The sequence below is a fragment of the Nonomuraea fastidiosa genome, from assembly GCF_042751225.1.
GTDB classification, from domain to species: domain Bacteria; phylum Actinomycetota; class Actinomycetes; order Streptosporangiales; family Streptosporangiaceae; genus Nonomuraea; species Nonomuraea fastidiosa.
On sequence record NZ_CP170570.1, the window covers coordinates 3,529,273 to 3,545,830 of the forward strand.

Annotated in this window: 12 protein-coding genes; 3 read left to right on the top strand and 9 right to left on the bottom strand. The window is 71.7% G+C overall.

Going from position 1 to position 16,558, the window contains the following annotated elements; translation table 11 throughout:
* Positions 1–13: 13 nt before the first annotated feature.
* Genes ACFMQL_RS16200 through ACFMQL_RS16220 form a run of 5 tightly spaced genes read right to left on the bottom strand, consistent with a single transcriptional unit; the run spans position 14 to position 5,326 of the window.
* Positions 14–1,504: an ATP/GTP-binding protein gene (locus ACFMQL_RS16200; protein ID WP_378786003.1), complete on the bottom strand. Its 1,491-nt coding sequence runs from the start codon at positions 1,502–1,504 to the stop codon at positions 14–16.
* A gap of 28 nt (positions 1,505–1,532) precedes the next feature.
* On the bottom strand, positions 1,533–3,029 hold the full coding sequence (locus tag ACFMQL_RS16205; RefSeq protein ID WP_364062576.1) for an SCO6880 family protein: 1,497 nt from the start codon (positions 3,027–3,029) through the stop codon (positions 1,533–1,535).
* Positions 3,016–4,179, bottom strand: coding sequence for a hypothetical protein (locus tag ACFMQL_RS16210; RefSeq protein ID WP_378786004.1), 1,164 nt, complete (start codon positions 4,177–4,179; stop codon positions 3,016–3,018). The genes ACFMQL_RS16205 and ACFMQL_RS16210 overlap by 14 nt, the downstream gene beginning before the upstream one ends.
* Positions 4,179–5,048, bottom strand: coding sequence for a hypothetical protein (locus tag ACFMQL_RS16215; RefSeq protein ID WP_378786005.1), 870 nt, complete (start codon positions 5,046–5,048; stop codon positions 4,179–4,181). Before ACFMQL_RS16215 ends, ACFMQL_RS16210 begins: the two co-directional genes overlap by 1 nt.
* The gene (locus ACFMQL_RS16220; RefSeq protein ID WP_364062585.1) at positions 5,045–5,326 is read right to left on the bottom strand and encodes a hypothetical protein; all 282 of its coding nucleotides are present in this window, start codon (positions 5,324–5,326) and stop codon (positions 5,045–5,047) included. The genes ACFMQL_RS16215 and ACFMQL_RS16220 overlap by 4 nt, the downstream gene beginning before the upstream one ends.
* A 321-nt stretch (positions 5,327–5,647) precedes the next feature.
* Here ACFMQL_RS16220 and ACFMQL_RS16225 point away from each other — a divergent pair, with 321 nt between their 5' ends.
* Both ACFMQL_RS16225 and ACFMQL_RS16230 read left to right on the top strand, forming a co-directional pair.
* Positions 5,648–6,643: a transglycosylase SLT domain-containing protein gene (locus ACFMQL_RS16225; RefSeq protein ID WP_364062588.1), complete on the top strand. Its 996-nt coding sequence runs from the start codon at positions 5,648–5,650 to the stop codon at positions 6,641–6,643.
* Positions 6,644–6,981: 338 nt separating this feature from the next.
* Positions 6,982–7,542 (top strand): hypothetical protein, encoded by a 561-nt coding sequence (locus tag ACFMQL_RS16230; RefSeq protein WP_378786006.1) that lies wholly within the window; start codon positions 6,982–6,984, stop codon positions 7,540–7,542.
* A gap of 282 nt (positions 7,543–7,824) precedes the next feature.
* Here the strand turns inward: ACFMQL_RS16230 and ACFMQL_RS16235 are convergent, their stop codons facing one another.
* The gene (locus ACFMQL_RS16235; protein WP_378786007.1) at positions 7,825–8,442 is read right to left on the bottom strand and encodes a hypothetical protein; all 618 of its coding nucleotides are present in this window, start codon (positions 8,440–8,442) and stop codon (positions 7,825–7,827) included.
* Positions 8,439–13,217, bottom strand: coding sequence for a hypothetical protein (locus ACFMQL_RS16240; RefSeq protein WP_378786008.1), 4,779 nt, complete (start codon positions 13,215–13,217; stop codon positions 8,439–8,441). Before ACFMQL_RS16240 ends, ACFMQL_RS16235 begins: the two co-directional genes overlap by 4 nt.
* Before the next feature lie 406 nt (positions 13,218–13,623).
* Between ACFMQL_RS16240 and ACFMQL_RS16245 the strand changes: the two genes are divergently transcribed.
* The gene (locus ACFMQL_RS16245; RefSeq protein ID WP_364062600.1) at positions 13,624–14,505 is read left to right on the top strand and encodes an RNA polymerase sigma-70 factor; all 882 of its coding nucleotides are present in this window, start codon (positions 13,624–13,626) and stop codon (positions 14,503–14,505) included.
* Positions 14,506–14,883: 378 nt separating this feature from the next.
* Here ACFMQL_RS16245 and ACFMQL_RS16250 read toward each other — a convergent pair whose 3' ends face one another.
* Positions 14,884–16,089 (bottom strand): NAD(P)/FAD-dependent oxidoreductase, encoded by a 1,206-nt coding sequence (locus tag ACFMQL_RS16250; RefSeq protein WP_378786009.1) that lies wholly within the window; start codon positions 16,087–16,089, stop codon positions 14,884–14,886.
* A gap of 131 nt (positions 16,090–16,220) precedes the next feature.
* Entirely contained in the window at positions 16,221–16,547 is a 327-nt protein-coding gene (locus tag ACFMQL_RS16255; protein WP_378786010.1) for a putative quinol monooxygenase, read from the bottom strand.
* Between the last annotated feature and the right edge of the window lie 11 nt (positions 16,548–16,558).

Genomic DNA, 16,558 nt, shown 5'->3' on the forward strand with positions numbered 1-16,558 from the left:
CGATCATCAGGGCTCAGGCGTCCCTGGGGGGTCGCGGCTCGGGCAGGGCCCAGCGCTTGTTGGTGCGATCGACGGCGAGCTCGGCGGCGGTGAGGTCGATGTGGAGCGGGATGCCGGGCCGGCCGCCCACCTTGACCAGGAACTTCCCGCGGCCGGGCGGCTCGCCGTCGCGGTCGCGGGCGCTGTCCCAGCTCGGCGGGGTGGACCAGTCGACGATCATGCGTTGCTCGGCGGCGGACATGCGGACGACCTGGGTGAGCGCGGCCATCTCCGCCTCGGGCAGCCCACCACAGATGATCATGCCGGCGCGTTCGGCGAAGCCCCGGGCCTTGAGGCGGTCGGCCTCCTCCGACAGGGCCAGCAGGTCGCTCATCGTGTGGGTGATCATCGCCTGGCCGACGCCGCGCTGCCGGTTCAGGCGGGTGAGCGCGTCGACGCGGTCGACGAGGCCGCGCCCGGCCCGCAGCACCCGCCACAGCTCGTCGAGCACCACCCAGAAGCGCCGCTGCGGGGCGAGGCCGGCGTCGGCCAGGGCGTGCGCGGCCTCGATCGCGCCGAACCCCTCCGACCAGCAGGCCAGCAGCACGGCCGCCTGCAGCTCCTGATCGGCCTCGTCGATGCCGGAGATGTCGATGCAGGCACCGGCGGGGGTGTCCAGCCGGATCGGGGTGGTGGTGTCACGGGCGAACGCGTCGCCGAGCGGCCCGTCAAGCAGCCCGAGCAGGGACGCGTGCAGGGGATCGACGACCTGCCGGTAGCGTTCCTCGCTGCCGCGCGCCAGGGTGACCGCGCGCACCGGGTCGGGGCCGACGTCGATGACGTGGATCAGGTCGGGCAGGATGGGCACACCCGGGTGGCGCTCGTCCAGCACCCGCAGCGCCGCCGACAGGATGGTGCGTTCGGTGTCGGCGACGGGACGGCCGCGCACGATCGTGATGAGGGCCGAGACGGTGTTGAGCCGGCGGCCGTGCGCGTCGGCGAGCAGCCGTTCGCGGTCGAGGCCGGACAGCCGCGCGGCGGCGGCGCCGATCTCGCCGGGGTCCAGGACGTTGAGCGCGCCGAGCCCGCGCCCGAGCTTGATGATCTGCCCGCCCATCGCGGCGATGAGGTCGGTGTAGTCGGGCTTCAGGTCGCCGAGCACCAGGGGGATCACGCCGTAGCCGGCCAGGCCGACGATCTGGCGGCGTACCAAGGTGGACTTGCCCAGCCCCGGCTTGCCGAGCACCAGCTCCGACGGGTTGTGGATGAGCCCGGCGCGGGCGAACCAGGAGATCGGGTCGCAGCACAGCGTCGCGCCGCCGGTCAGCTCGCGCCCGAGCGGCACGCCGATCGCGGGCGTGCTGGACCCGACCCCGAACGGCCACAGCCCGCACACCTGCACGGTGGTGCCGCGCCACTCGGGCGGAGCCTCGACGTACGGCACGCGGCCGCCGCCGCGCCCTGCGTACCCGCGCGCGCCAGGACGCCGGACGGGCGGCGGTGACGCGGAAGTCCTCCGAGGCATGGTCAGCTCCCTCCCGGGACGGGGGCGGTCACATGGTCTCCCTGACGAACGCGGGAATCCGCAGGTGGTCGGGCAGTACCAGGCCGAGCGGCAGCGCGGCGGCGAACGCGGCGGCCTGGGCGCCGTACATGCGGCGCAGCCGGATCCGCGCGGATGGGGCGAGCGTGTCGATCGCGGCGACGGCCGCCGGCAGGTCCTCGAAACGCGGGACGGTGGCGGTGACGAGCATCGCGAAGCGCACCAGGCCCGCGCCCTTGGCCTCCTCGCGGGCGCTCTGGTCGGCGGCGGCCACGGCCACGGTGTCGCGGGCGGCCGCGTTGACGCCGCCGATACGGAAGCGGGCGTCCTTGCGGTCGCGCTCGACGAGGCGGGCGGCGCTACCCGGATCGTACGGCCGGTACAGCAGCGAGACCCGCTTGCGCGCGACGTCGCGGTGCGGGGCGAGCAGGTCGGTGAGCACCGGGGCGAGCACCTCGCCCCTGGGGGCCTCGCTCATCGCCCAGGTGACCGAGATGCCGGAGTCGTGCCGATAGTGGTCCCAGGACTCCTGGGCGGCGGCCGGGCCGATCTGGTCCCAGGGCTGGGCGACCGGCTCGCCTCCCGACCTGGCCGCCTCCAGCAGCCGGTGGCTCGCGGGGTCGTACGCGATCCTGATCGCCTCCGCGATCTCGGCGCTGGTCATGGGACGGCAGGCGCCCGCGCCCGCCATGCTGAGCCCGGCGGTCAGTCCGGGCAGGCGGGTGGCGATCTCGCGGGTCATGGCCTCGGTGGTACGGGGCCGGCCGCCGCCGCGCGGGTTGGCCGCGTACGTGACGGCGATCCGGGTGGAGACCTGCGCGGAACCGGCGGGATAGGTCCGTACGACGTCGTTCAGCACGGCCGCCGCCAGGTCGGGGGCGTCGGGCGAGAGGTTGTCGGCCACCTCTCGCCGCAGGCGGGTGCCGAGGTCGGGCGCGGTCTCGACGGTGACGGTGGCGGCCACGAGCGACGGCTCGTACGCCAGGCCCGCCAGCCACTGCCCCCAGTGCGCCACCCAGGTGTCCACCTGGTCGCCGTCGACCAGCGCGGCCCCCTCGACGGACGCCTCGAACACCGCCGTGTAATGCCCCGTCGCCGGCACCACGATCAGGCCGAAGTCCCGGCCGCGAGAGTCCTTGGCGTCCAGGACGTGCGAGGCCGCGGCCAGGCCGGGAAGCTGGAAGGCGCCACGGTGGGTGAGGCCGAGCGGCCCCGACCGGTACAGGTGCCGCCCGCTGCTGCGGCCGCGCAGCCACGACAGGCGGGCGACGGCGATCTGCAGCCCGGTACGCCCGTGCCGGTCGCGCAGCAGCAGCATCGGCGCCAGCACGAACGCGAGCACGGCCGCGAGGACCAGCGCGGCCCGCAACGAGACCATCATGGTGATGACGCAGGCCACCAGGCCGCCGAGCAGCAGCAGGGTGCCCAGCAGGCCGAGCTCGCCGATCCCCGGGCTGGCCGGGCGGCGCCAGTTGCCGTAGGTGCGCTCGGAGTCAGCGGTCGCCATCCGGTTCTCCTTCTCGTAGGGGTGTGCCGCCCGCGGTGGCGGCGGCCGCCTTCCTGATCGTCGGGGCGCTCGGGGCCTTGCCTCGGGAGTCGCGGGGGTCGGTCGTGGGCCGCGCGCCCGTCGGCCCCGCCGGGCGCACCGTCCTGCCCGCGTCCATCCCGGGGACGGCGGCGTGGTTCCTCCCGAGCGCGGGCAGGATGCGGGCGCCCGTGGCGACGCCCGCGTACGCCATGGCGGGAACGGTATCGCCGCCGCCTCGGCTGACCGCGCCGACCACCGGGGCGAGCAGCCGCATCAGCGCCGGCAGCGCCGCGACCGCCAGAATGATCACCACCAGGCCGGACATCTGCGCGAGCTCCGACGACGGGGTGCCCATCGCGAGGAAGGCGTAGCTGTAGACGGTTGCCGCGGCGGGCTTGTACAGCGCGAACGCGAGCGCCCAGACGGCGATGCGGGTCAGCCAGGCGCGCCCCGCCTCGGTGCCGCTCAGCGCCGCCGCCATCGGCAGCATCCCGACCAGCAGGCCGAGCAGCGCGACGCGCGCCAGCATGAGCATGATCTGCAGGATGCAGGAGACGATCGAGGCCAACGCCAGCACGATCATCAGCCCGGGAGGCAGTGTCACGCTCTGCAGACCGGCCAGCCGGGTGATCGCGGTGCCGAAGTCGTAGCCGAGGCCGGCGCTGTCCAGGGCCTGGCCGATGATCCAGCCGGAGTAGGCGTCACCGGCCTCGACCAGCAGCGACATCGCCGCCGTGCCGCAGCCGGTGACCACCGCGAGCGTGAGCAGGCCCGCCGTGGCCCGCATCGCCGGCTCGGCCCGCCGCCGCAGTGCCAGCCGCCCGGCGGCGATGACCAGGCCGAGCACCGCGAGCAGGCCGACGTACCAGTGCGTACGCTCCTGCAGCCAGGCCACGGGGCCGACGCTGTCGGACAGCACGGGCGCGGCGGCGCTGCTCCCCGAGAACTCGGCCATCATGCTCAGGACCTTGACCTGGGCCTCCTGCAGCGCATCGGCCAGCTCGTGGATCACCCCGCCGCCCGCCGCGCCGTCGGCGGCGCCGCCGGTGCCCGCGCAGACCACGTCGGATCCGGGCAGGTCGCACAGGCTCGTCCCGGGTTCTGGTGACAGCATTCGTACGGTCCTCATCACACCCCGCTCCACGGCACGAACCCCGCCAGCGAGGTCACCGCCTGCACGCTCGGGCTGACCGACCCGTCGGGCTGCAGCCGCAGCCGCCAGTCGCCGTCGCTCCACACCACGGTGACGGTGCTCACCTGGAGCCGCCCGGTGGCGGCGAAGCGGGAGACGAGCTGGACGGTGGCCACCTCGGGCGTGTACGAGGCGATCGCGTACGCGGCGAGCTGGCCCTTGCCGCCGGTGTCGAGCCCGGTGCGCACCTGCCGGCGCTGGGCCACGTAGGCGTCCCTGCCGGGACCCGGCAGCACCTGCGACTCGACGACGCCGCGCCAGTCGTCGGCGAGGACGAACCGGGTGGCGATCTGCCAGGCGGCGATCAGCGCGCCGGTCGGCGTGTGGGCGTAGCAGCGGTGCACGTCGGCCTCCTCGCGGTGCGGGCCGTGCTCGCGTGAGACGGGCTCGGCGACGCCGTGGAAGACCGTCCACGTGACGTCGGCGGGCGGCTGCGCGGGCAGCTCCTGGGAGGCCGTCCCGGGCGTGGCGGGGCACCGGCCAGGCCCTGCGGCGGACTGCGGCGAGGACGGGGTGGAGGACATCTGGGGTGTTGAGGGCGTTGAAGGCAGGGAGGGTGTCGGTGGTGCGGCCGCCGGAGCCGGCGGCGGTGACGGAACGGGCGCGCGGGGCGGCGGCCGGTCGGCGGCGGGATGCCGTTCAGTGCGTACGAGCACCGCCACGGCCAGCGCCGCCGTCAGCGCGACGAAGACGGCGGCCGCCCAGAACGCCGTGCCGCGCGAGGTCCGTGGCGCGGCCGGCTCGCTCGGAGGCGGCGGGGCGGACAGATCGGGCGGCTCGGCGGATCGCCGGCTGGTCGACGTCATGACAGCAGGGCGCTCACCAGGCCGGAGGCCGAACCGAGCAGCACGCAGGCGGCCATCACCCAGGCCAGCCCGATCGCGTGCCTGCCGCCCTCGCCACGGTGATGGATCAGCGCCATGCGGGCGGCCACGCCCATCACCCCGGCCACGCACAATCCCGTGACGATCCACGTCGCCCAGCCCAGCGCGGTCAGCAGCTTCTCCGAACCGGGCGGCGGCGTCCCCATGCCAGGGTCGGGGACGCCGGCGAGCACGAGCACATCAGCCAGCAAACGCGTCATGTGGGTCCTCCGGTGTGATCAGTCGCTGAGTAGATCGCCGGCCCCGTGACAATGCGCCGGGGCATCTTCCGGTAAAGGAAATGACAAGGACCGCCTTATTTCTCGGGAACAGATATTTGTGCGGCTGACGCCATCCGAATATCTCGCAGCATCGGCCGTTGACCAGGTAAAACCTTACTGTGCGGAATCGCGCGCGGCCACTAACGACACCTTTCTCGGTGCGGTTCCCGCAATGGCCGCGGGCGGCGAACGAGTATCGATGATCCCGGCTTCGACAAAGGTAAATGGCGGCGACAAGAGAGGCGTTGGGGCGCGTTCGTCATGAATAAGGGTGGAAAGCTGGTCATGGTGGCGACGGCCACATTTCTGGCTCTTGTGATCGGACTGGTGCTGCTGGTGAGCGGCCGGCCGCCTGGGGCGGGGCCGGTGATCTCCCTCCGTCCCGGCAGCGCCCCGGCCGCCTACCAGGCGTGGCTCAGCCGGGCGGGGCAGATGTGCCCGCACGTCAGCCCGCCGCTCATCGCCGCGCAGGTGGAGGCCGAGAGCGGCTGGCGGCCCAAGGCGCGCTCCAGCGTGGGGGCGCAGGGCATGGCCCAGTTCATGCCCGCCACCTGGGCGAGCTACGGCCGGGACGCCGACGGCGATGGCGTCACCAGCCCCGACGACCCCGAAGACGCGATCATGGCCATGGCGCGCTACGACTGTTCCCTGGCCCGCAGGCTCGCCCGGTTGCCCGGGGACACGACGTCCAACATGCTCGCCGCGTACAACGCCGGGCCCGGCGCGGTGGAGCGGCACAAGGGCGTCCCGCCGTACCCGGAGACTCAGGAGTACGTACGCCGTGTCCTCGCCCGTGTCGCCCACTACACCGACACGTCGGTCACGGCGTTCGGCGCCACCAGCTTCGGCGGCGCCGTGGTGGCCACCGCGCTGCGCTGGCTCGGCACCCCGTACGCCTGGGGCGGCGGCGGCCCCAGCGGCCCCACCCCCGGCATCGGCAGGGCGGCGGACGTCGTCGGCTTCGACTGCAGCGGCCTCGTGCTGCACGCCGTCTGGGCCGCCTCGGGCGGACGCGTCCAGCTCCCGCACCTCGCCGCCACCCAGGTGACGGAGTACGGCACCCCGGTGCCCCGCGACCGGCTGCTGCCCGGCGACGTCATCGGCATCGACCACCGCGACGGGCGCGGCATCAGCCACATCGTCATCTACATCGGACGCGGCCAGGTCGTCCACGCGCCACAGACCGGCGACGTCGTCCGCATCTCCCCGCTGACCCGCTTCTCCTCGGCCGCCTGGACCATCCGGAGGTACGCATGAGCCCACGACCCCCGGCGACCCTCGCCACCGCCCTCACGCTCGCGGGCTGCGCCGTCACCGTCGTCGCGCTCGCGGGGTGCTCCGCCATGGGCCCGTCGCCCGCCGAATCCGTGACATCCGGGACCCCGGCGCCAGATGGGGGTGCGGCGCCGACGGCGGGTGCGGGCGCGGCGCCGATGACGGATGGAGGTGCGGCGGCGACGGTTGGTGGGGGCGCGGTGCCGACCGCGGGTGGAGGCACGGCGGCGACGGCGGGTCAGGGCGCGGCATCTGGGGAGACCGGGACCGCCACGCCGGGACCGGCGGGTTCCGGCCGCCCACCGGCAGGGGCCGAACCGGTGGCGCCGGGGCAGCCGTCCGGCGGGGCCGTGATGTTCGGGCCCGCACCCTCCGCTCCTTCGACCGATGGGCCGGTACCGGACGGGACGCCCGCGCGGCCCTCGGCCACGCCTGCGACCACCGCCTCGCCCCTGCCCACCCCCAAGCCGGGATCCATCGACCAGCGCGACGCGGACGCCGTCGGCACCGCCGTACTGACGACCATGTGGACCGTCGACACCACCGTCGACCGGGACCAGCGGGACGCCGCGCTGCGCGCCGCCGGATGGCTGAGCCCGGAATACCTCGCCGAGCTCAGGGACGGCCCGCAGCCCGGTACGGACGCCGCCTGGACCACGTGGGCCGCCCACCGCGCGCGCACCCGCCCGACGCTGACCGAGGGCAGCGACACGCGCCCGCCCGACACCGCGACCCACGCCGACCGGCAGTGGCAGCTCACCGTCACCCCCATCGGCGCGGACGGCTGGCGCGGGCGGCCGCTCGTCATGACCGCGTTCGTCAGCCTGCAGCGGCGGGGGAGCGGCGCGCCCTGGCGCGTCACCTCCGTCACCCTGCGCTGACCCGGGCCACGGGGCTCCGCACTCGGAAAGAAGACGCCCCGGCCAAGAAGGGCGTCCAGACCGAGACGACGCCAGGGCCGCGAAGGCGCGCTCGGCAAAGGCGTCCAGGCCGAGACGACGTGAGGGCCGCAGAGCCGCCCTTGGCCGCGAAGGCGCGCTCGGTCGCGAAGGCGCGCAGGCCGTGGAAACGTACAGGCACAAAGCCGTGGAAACGTACCGGCATAAAAGTGCCGTGGCCGGCTCCTCGCGGAACCGGCCACGGCGTCGTCTGGCGTGCGGGCCCTAGCCCTTGCTCACCTCCTTGACCTCCAGCCGCTTGTCGGCCTTGGACGCCATCGGCCGGCGCGTCTCGACGGTGATGTTGTACTCACCGACCATCGCCACCTGCGCGACCGCCTGGTACGTCCCGCGCTGCCCCGGCACCTCGGTCATCACGATGGGACCCTGCCGATGCGACATCGGCATGGACACCATGTCGGTATAGGCGACGACCTCCGCTCTGGTGATCGGGTCGTAGCTGCCGGGCGCGCTCACCCGGGCCATGATCCGTACCTGGAGGTTGCCGACGTGCTCGGCGGTGATGTCGATCGCCGCCTGCGGATGCCCGCCGCTCGCCGGGCCGGGCGTCTGGTGAGACGGGTGAGCGCCGGCCGCATGACCGCCTGCTGCTGGAGCCGGGATGGTCGGCCGCGTGATGAGGAAGCCGATCACCCCGATGCTCAGGGCGAGCGTCATCCCGACGCATCCACCGATCACCAGGCCCTGCCGGAACGGCGTCAGCCCCTCGGGCTTACGCGCCTTCCCGGGCCGGCCCGGAGCCCGGCGCGGGCCGGGAACCTGCGGCACCCCGGCGGGCTGCCGGTCGGTCTGGGCCGGCCTGAGCTTGCTGAGCAGGCTCATCGCGACCGCCTTCCGTGGCTGGACCGCCCGCTCTGGCCGGCCGCGCCGAACCACGCGTACGGCACCGGCGACTCGATGGGACGCTCGTCCCCATCCCGGACGGGCTCGCGCTCGTCCAGTAGGGGCGTGCGCTCGTCCCGGACGGGCACACGCTCGTCCAGTACGGGCGCCCGCTCATCCTGTCCCGGCGCGCGGAACCTGTCGCCCATCGGCCCGTCGGGCAGCGGCATCAGGTCCGGCCGGAGCTTGCCGTGCACCCGGAAGATGCCCCACTGACCTTGGTTGAGATGGCGGACCAGCACGCCGGAGCGGTACAGGTAGTCGCCGGGACGGTGGCGGAACCCGCCGGCACCGCCGGTGCTGCTCGGGTCGACGTAGAAGTCGCCCACCACGCCGGGTACGACGTTGTAGACGCTGCCCGGGTTGAACTTCCCTTGCGAGGCCGTGATCTCCGACTCCGGATCGTTGGGCGACCGGCGCCAGACGTGGCCGTGCAGGGCGAAGCTCGTGGAGCGCGGGTCGCCCACGGCCTGTCCGACTCGGAAGACCGTCCGGTCACCGGCGTACGCCTCGAAGATCGGCGTCGCCGGGTCGCCGTGCACCCGCGAGCTGAAGATCTTCGTGATGTCCTGGTTCCTGAGGTAGCGCCAGACCCAGGGCTCGTTGGTGTAGTTGATCGAGAACTCTCCTTGATCCTCCGGGTCGTCGGCCTGCCTGCTCGGCTGGAGCACGAGGTCGAGGTTGTCCGGCACGGGCTGGCCGTTCCTGCGGAACAGCGAAAGGTCGCTGTTCATCAGCACGATGTTCTCCCGGAAGTCCGGCTTCTCGGGATGCGTGATCACGGCGCTGGTGCCGCTGGCGAGCGGCAGGCCGGTCTTCGGGTCGAGGTACTCGGATCCGGGCTCCTCGATGATCAGCGCACCGTAGAGGCCGTGGTGCAGGTGGTTCTGCACGTCGGCGAAGTCGCGCAGGATCGCCATGCCGGTCAGGTCCCTGGGCAGGTTCCAGTGGTACTGGATGGTCTTTCCTGGCCCCACCGATTTGGGCGGCTTCCCTGGGATGAGCTGCGCGCTGATCGATACCTTGGAGCTCACCGGGAACGGCCTGAAGCCGGGAACGTTCTGCTCGTTCCTGGGCGGGATCTGCAGGCACTGCGGGAAGCGCAGCACGTTCTCCCTGAAGCCGAGCTGTCCCGGCTCGATCGCCTCATGGCAATGCGGCCGCATCTTGCGTGGGTCGAGCTTGTTGGTGAGGTTCACCGTCACGCAGTCACCGGCGTTCGCCCTGATCACGAGGGGTTCTGGCTGTTTCCTCCCTTCGCGTATCGCCCGCTCGTCCTCCGCGAGCGCGTACATGAGGCCGTTCGGATCGTGATCGCCGTTCTTGTTGTAGACGATGTCCCTGTTCATGGCGATGACGTTGAACGTGCGGTTCTGGCCGGTCCGGCACGGCGTCACCGGGCGGCTCTGCAGCCTGCCGGCCCCCACGCCTGCACCGGCGCCCACGCCTGCACCGGCTCCCGCACTGGCGCCGGACCCGAACATTCCGGCGCGGGCCTCGTCCTCGTCGATCGCCAGCTCGGTGTGGCGATGGTGCTTGTCATGCGTACAGGTGTCGCGCGGGAAGTCCGGAAGTTCTGGAATCGGCGCCTTGCCGTTGCGCGGGTTGGAGCACGAGAACAGGCGGAACAGTCCCCAGTCGCCGAGGAACCAGTCGTCCGCGCCCGCGTAGGCGTAGACGTAGTCGTCCACCTCCAGATCGGGTGTCGGCGGTGGTGGCGGATCTTGCGACAGATCGAGATCGAAGTATTCGAGCATGCTGATGTGCTGGGCGCTGATGACGTTCGATCCGGGATCTTGTGGTTCGCGCCGCCATCGGAAATGGTCGAGGTTGAATCCGTGTGACTCCTCTTGCGAGAGCTGGAAGAGCCGGATCTTCACCGGATCGCCGCGGTACGCCTTGATCAGCGGTGTGAACGGATCACCGTGCACCTTGGAGTTGAACAGCAGTGACGGATCCCGGTTTCTGCGGGCCTCGAACGGTTCGAGCCGGTAGTTGATCCCCATGCCGCCTTGGTCGTCGTGGCTCGACGGGAACTTGGCAGGGAAGATCGGCACCCCGTCCGGGGTCTCGAACTTGTCGTCGTCCCGCCTGCGCGGGTCGTTCGGCTGGAACAGCGGGACGTGGTCCTCGATGAACAGCGCGACGTTGCGGTAGTCGACGCCGTCCGTCGGCATGCCGTTGTAGTCGACGGTCGGCTCGCAGTGCACGTCGAAGATCGTGCCCACGACCGCGCGGGTCCTGGCGCCCGGCACATCGGGCACGCAGCCCGCCGGGTGGATGGTCGAGCCGCCGAAGAGCCCGTTCTTCTGATGCACGTTCGGGAAGAAGTGATCGTGGAACGAGTTCGTCTTCGTGTTCTCCTGCACGAAGGTCCGGTAGATGATCGTGTCACCGGGGTCGGCGCCCTGGTCGTAGTTCCACCCGTTGGCGGTGCCGTCGGAGGTCAGCACGTCGAAGTGCACCATGTGCTGGTGAATGCCGACCTCGTTGGTCTCCTGCTTCCTGTCGAAGACGTTGCCGCCGAATATTCTGGGCAACTCGTTGGTCAGCCGGTATTCCACGCAGTCGCCCACGTTGAGGATGGGCGCGAACGGCTCGGGTTTCTTACCGTTCAGCACCGCCCGTTTGTCGCGATTCAGGACGTAGATCCGTGATTGTGGGATCGTCCATTTCAGCTTGGGGTTGTACACCTGCCTGAGCTGGATGGCCGAGAGCTTGTAGACCTTGTTCACCCCTATGCCCACAGGGCACGGGTCCTGGAAGAACGCGCCCGGCTTGAGCCCGCCCGGGTCGGCCGCCGCCCGCTCAAGCGGGGTCGGCGGGAAGACGCCGTCCTCCGTCCGCGAGGCGACTCCGAGCGGCGGCTTGGGCGCCTTGAAGCCGAAAACGCCGGGAATGAAGAACGGGAAGCCCGGCCGTTCCGGCGTCGGCTCCGGTGGCGGGTTCACGCCAGGGACATTGGGCTGGTAGTCGTGGTCGGGCAATGGGAACAGCCGCAGCGTGGGCGTGCCGTCCGGCTGCCTGCGCGTACCGTCCGACAGCGTCTCCAGCGTGCGGTTGAGCCCCCACATGCCGTCCGCGAAGTGCGGATACAGGTGGCAGTGGAAGATGATGTCGCCGAACGACGCCGGCTTGCCGGAGCTCGCCGACCCCGCGCCGCCCTGGATGATGAGCGGGTAGTGGGCGCCCGGCGAGACCGCCTGCACATCGAGGAGGTTGGTCTTCCTCGTCACGTTGGCGGGATCGCTGATGTTGTCGATGCCGCCCTCGTCGTTCGGGTCGAACATCCAGCGGTTGACGTGCCAGTGGAAGGTGTGGGTCTCCTCCTCGCCGGGTGCCAGCAGCCGGACCTGCGTCGGCTCGCCGCGGTAGTTGCCGATCACCAGGTCGCCGCCGCCGGGGTCGCCGAACGTCCACGAGGAGAGCGAGGTCTCCTCACCGATGCAGCGCTCGGCGTCGAACCCCTGCTCCTCGCGCCTGGCGGCCGGGCAGCCGACCTCCTCGCGGTTGAAGCCGGGCTCGGAGCGGTAGTTGAAGGCGAACCACTCGACCGTGACCGGGATCTTGCCCTGCACCAGCGCGTCGGCGTCGCCACCGCCGAGACCGGGCAGCGTGCCCGCGGTCAGCAGCCTGAGCTGCTGCCTGTTGGGCTCGATGCACGACCTGCCCTCGGACGGCTGCGTGTCACCCTCCTCCTCGTCGTCGCGGCAGAACCGCGTGAGGATGCCGGGCTCCGCCTGCACCTCGTCGTGCATGAACAGCACGTGCTCGCGGAAGTCCTTGCCCTGCCGCCGGATGATGACGGCCTGCGTGCCGGACTCCAGCGGCTCGCCGGTGCGCGAGTCCACCCAGGTCGCCCCAGGCTCCTCGATGATGAACGCGCCGAACGCGCCGAACGCGTGCGAGCCGATGAAGCGTACGTCGCCGTTGCGGTCGATCGGGCGGGTCGACACCGAGGTCCAGTCGGCGCCGTCCTTGAACTGGAACTCACCCTGGATGGCGGCGTGCAGCCGGTACGTGATCGTCTCGCCGGGACGCGCCGTGGAGTCCGGGTTGTTGCCCACCACGGTGCCGTCCGCGCGCTTGACGTCGTAGTCGAGGCCGTCGAAGTGCATCGAGGCGTTCGGGGCCTTGGCCGGGTCGAAGTCGATCTCCGGCACGCTCAGCGCCGGGGCGAACTCACGCGGCTTCGGCGTCACCGTGCCGGGAGGCAGCAGCCGCTCGCCCGGCAGCGTGAAGATCGCGTTGTTGCGGATCTCCTTGTTCAGCGGCGGCGCCGGCTCGTTGAGCCGGTTGGTGAAGTTCACCTTGATGCAGTCGCCCTGGTTCGCCCGCAGGACCAGCGGCTCGATGAGATCGCGCAGCCCGCCCTGCATCGGGTTCGCCGCCTGCGTGTACGTCCGGCGCACCTCGTCGATGTTCTTGTCGAGGACGTACATGCGTCCCTCGGGCACCACGTCGCCGAACCGGTTGAGGAACAGCGGCAGGTTGATCAGCGAGACGTCGAACGTCCTCCACTTCTTCCCCGCGCACGGATGCCGGGTCGGTTGCTGGACTTCGGGCAATCGCTGGGCGATGGCCTCGCTCATCATCCACATCGACCCGCCGGCCACGGCCATCCACAGCGCGGCCGCGGTGACCAGGAGCACCCTGATCGGCCAGGTCTTCTGGCGGGATTTGCGGGTGAGGAAGGCCGCCACGACGACGGCCAATACTAGGAGCGGTATGAAATCGGTGTACGGCGCGTTCAAGCATCCTCCAACCGAATGACCACTGAGTGGTCTGTCCCCCGGGGGATCGTGAAGAGGTCCGGCCAGGGGGAAATGACCGCGTGCACCGCCCGCTACGCGGCCGCCCCCGAGACCTTCCGGCCACACCCGGCGATGCTGCCTGGTCAGGGTATGGGGAGGGATCTTCGCACCCCACCCGACCCGCCGAAGATCGCAGTGCGTGACCCAGAAGTTCGCGTCGTGATACGCAGCTCTTACCTTGGCTGAGATACGCACCCGGGCTTGGTGCGCTCGTGACGTGCGCATGGACTACCATCGGGCTCCGATCGCGCAGGCGGCAGGAGAGGTCGATCGACATGTCCGGCTCTGGTGAGCGGAGGCGTCTGAGGTGACGGAGGCCGACCTGTCCGAGGCGGGCCGGGTCTTCGGTGAGCATCGCGGCCGGCTGTTCGCGATCGCCTACCGCATGCTGGGCCGGGTCGGCGACGCCGAGGACGTCGTACAGGACGCCTGGCTGCGCTGGTCGGCCGTGGACCCAGGCGAGGTGGCCGACCCCGAGGCGTACCTCGTGCGGGTGGTGACCCGCGTGGCGATCGACCGGCTGCGCAGCGCCCAGGCCAGGCGTGAGGAGTACGTCGGGCCCTGGCTGCCCGAGCCCGTGCTCACCACGCCCGACGTCTCCGAGAAGGTCGCCTTCGACGACACCGTCTCGACGGCCGTGCTGGTGCTGCTGGAATCGCTGTCGCCGCTGGAGCGGGCGGTGTTCGTGCTGCACGAGGCGTTCGGGTACCCGTACACGGAGATCGCCGAGATGGTCGGGCGCAGCGAGGCGTCCGTACGCCAGACCGCCCGCCGCGCCCGCGAGCACGTCGAGCAGCGGCGCGTCAAATACGACACCGACCGGGCCAGGATGGTCGAGGTGACCCAGCGGTTCATCGCCGCGGCGGCGGGCGGCGACCTGGCCGGGCTCATGGCCGTGCTCGCGCCCGAGGTGACGCTGGTCAGCGACGGCGGCGGCAAGGCGCCCGCGCCGCGCAAGGCCATCGTGGGCCTGGAGCTGGTGGCGCGTGCGCTGGTGACGTTCGCGGGCCGCATGCCGCCCGACCCGCGTTCGGAGATCGTGGACGTCAACGGCGGGCCCGGCATCGTCATCTACTCGGGCACGACCCCGGTCGCCGCGGTCACCCTCCACCTGGTCGGCGGGGCCGTGCACACGATCCACCTCATCAGCAACCCGGACAAGCTCGGCGGGCTGGTCCCTGGAAGCTGACAGGCGGCCAGACCGAGACCGTCATCCCTGCGATCTCCGCCCAACGACTTCTACGCCGGCGGCTGGTTCTGGCCGACGAGGCAGGTCAACTGGACGACCTTTCTGTTCTACGGGGCCGACGTCAGGGAGGGCCTGCTCTTTAAGGTCCGGGAGAAGGTCGAACAGCTCGCGGAACTGTCCTCGGCAGGGGAGCACCGGCCAATGGGCCTCTTCATGATCTCGAAGGAGCGGGGGCAGACGCTGAGCTGGGAGGTGCGCGACGGCGTGGTCGACGAAAAGCGGACACCTCAATACGACTGGATGGCGCTGTAGGCGCGAAGGGGCGGCAAGGCGCCCGCGCATGGTCGCCGGTGGGGCTGTGCGCGCCCTTCACGTTCGTCAGCGGCCCCGGTGCCCGACCGGCCGGTTGGCCCGCCCGCCCGTACGCGACATCGTCCGCGCCGGGATGGTGAGCCGGCGCGACAGGCGGTAGATCTTGGCGGGGCTGCTCGTCACCGCCTCCTTGTACGCCACCGCCAGCCGTCCCGTCAGGTACCACCGGCCCGGCGAGTCGTCCGGGCGGGTGAACTGGATGACCGCGTCGCGGCGGCCCAGGCTGGTGGGCTGATGAACGTACCCGAACCGGAACACCCCCGGCTTCCTGCCGCGCAGCCTGCGGGCGATGGCGTCGGCGGCGTGCACGGCCGTGGGGATGCCGCTCTGGCAGGTGCCGTGCAGCTCGCCCCACGACTGGCGGACCGCGGCGGCGTCGCCGACGGCGTACACCGACGGGTGCGAGACCGAGGCGAGGGTCGCGTCCACCACCACCCGGCCCCTGTCGTCCACCTCCAGGCCGGACTCGCGCGCCAGCGGCGCGCCCACCACACCGGCGGTCCACAGCAGCGCGTCCACCGGCAGCAGCTCGCCGCCGTCCAGCTCCACCGCCTCCGGCAGCGCCTTCGTCACCTTGACCCCGGTACGCACTTGCACGCCGAGCCGGTCCAGCGCCTGCCGCAGGTAGCCCCGCGCCTTCGGCCCCATCATGGAGCCCGGCTCGTCGCGTCCGAGCAGCACCACCTGGAGCTTCGGGTGGCTCTCCGCGATCTCGGCCGCCGACTCGACGCCGGTCAGCCCGGAGCCGGCGACCGCGACCGTGCCGCCGCCCCGTCGGTCCAGCTCGGCCAGCCGCTCGGCGAACCTGCTCGCCGTTTCGGCGGTGTCCAGCGTGTACGCGTGCCCGTCCACCCCCGGCACGCTGGTGTCGGTGACGCCGCCGATCGCGTACACCAGGTAGTGGTAGCCCAGCGTCCGCTCGCCTTCTCCGTCCGCTATGCGCACCTCGCGCTCGTCGGGAGCGATGTGGACCGCCCGGCCGCGTACGAACTCGACCTCGGTGCCGCGCAGCAGCGCCGGGATGCGATGGTCGGCCGGCTCCTGCCCGGTGGCGAGCTGATGCAACCGCAGCCGCTCGGTGAACCGATCCGTCGGATTGACCAGCACCACCCGGGCGCCGGTACGGCGAGTGCGCCTGGCCAGCCGTATCGCACACATGACGCCGGTGTATCCGCCACCGAGCACGACGATCGTCTGATTCGTGGATGCCATCTCGTCCTCCCTTGTGCGGGCGCTAACACCGTCACGGACGGGAGGCCCGGCGCCGAGCGTGAGCCCGGACGCGTGTGAGGTCGATCACACGGAGGAGCGCGGTGACAACGGCGGCTCAGGCGCTGCGGCGGTCAGGGAGTGGCAGGGCCTGGGGCGGGGAGGCCGGAGCCGCCCAGGAGGTCCAGCTCGATCATCTCGGCCGAGCGGACGAGCCGCATCGCCGCGGCGGCCTCCGGGCTGCCGGACACCTGCCGCAGCGAGGCCTTGAGGTCGGCCTCGCTGCGCCAGATCTCCGTCACCCAGATGACGTCGGGCGCGTCGGCCTGCCGGTTGATCAGGTACAGCTCGCATCCGGGGTCGGCGTCGAGCTTGGCGGCGGCGTCGAGCAGAATCTCGGCCAGTTCCTGGGCCCGCCCGTCGTGGGCGACGAACTTTCCGTATCGCGCGATTCTCGTCATGACCGCCGAGC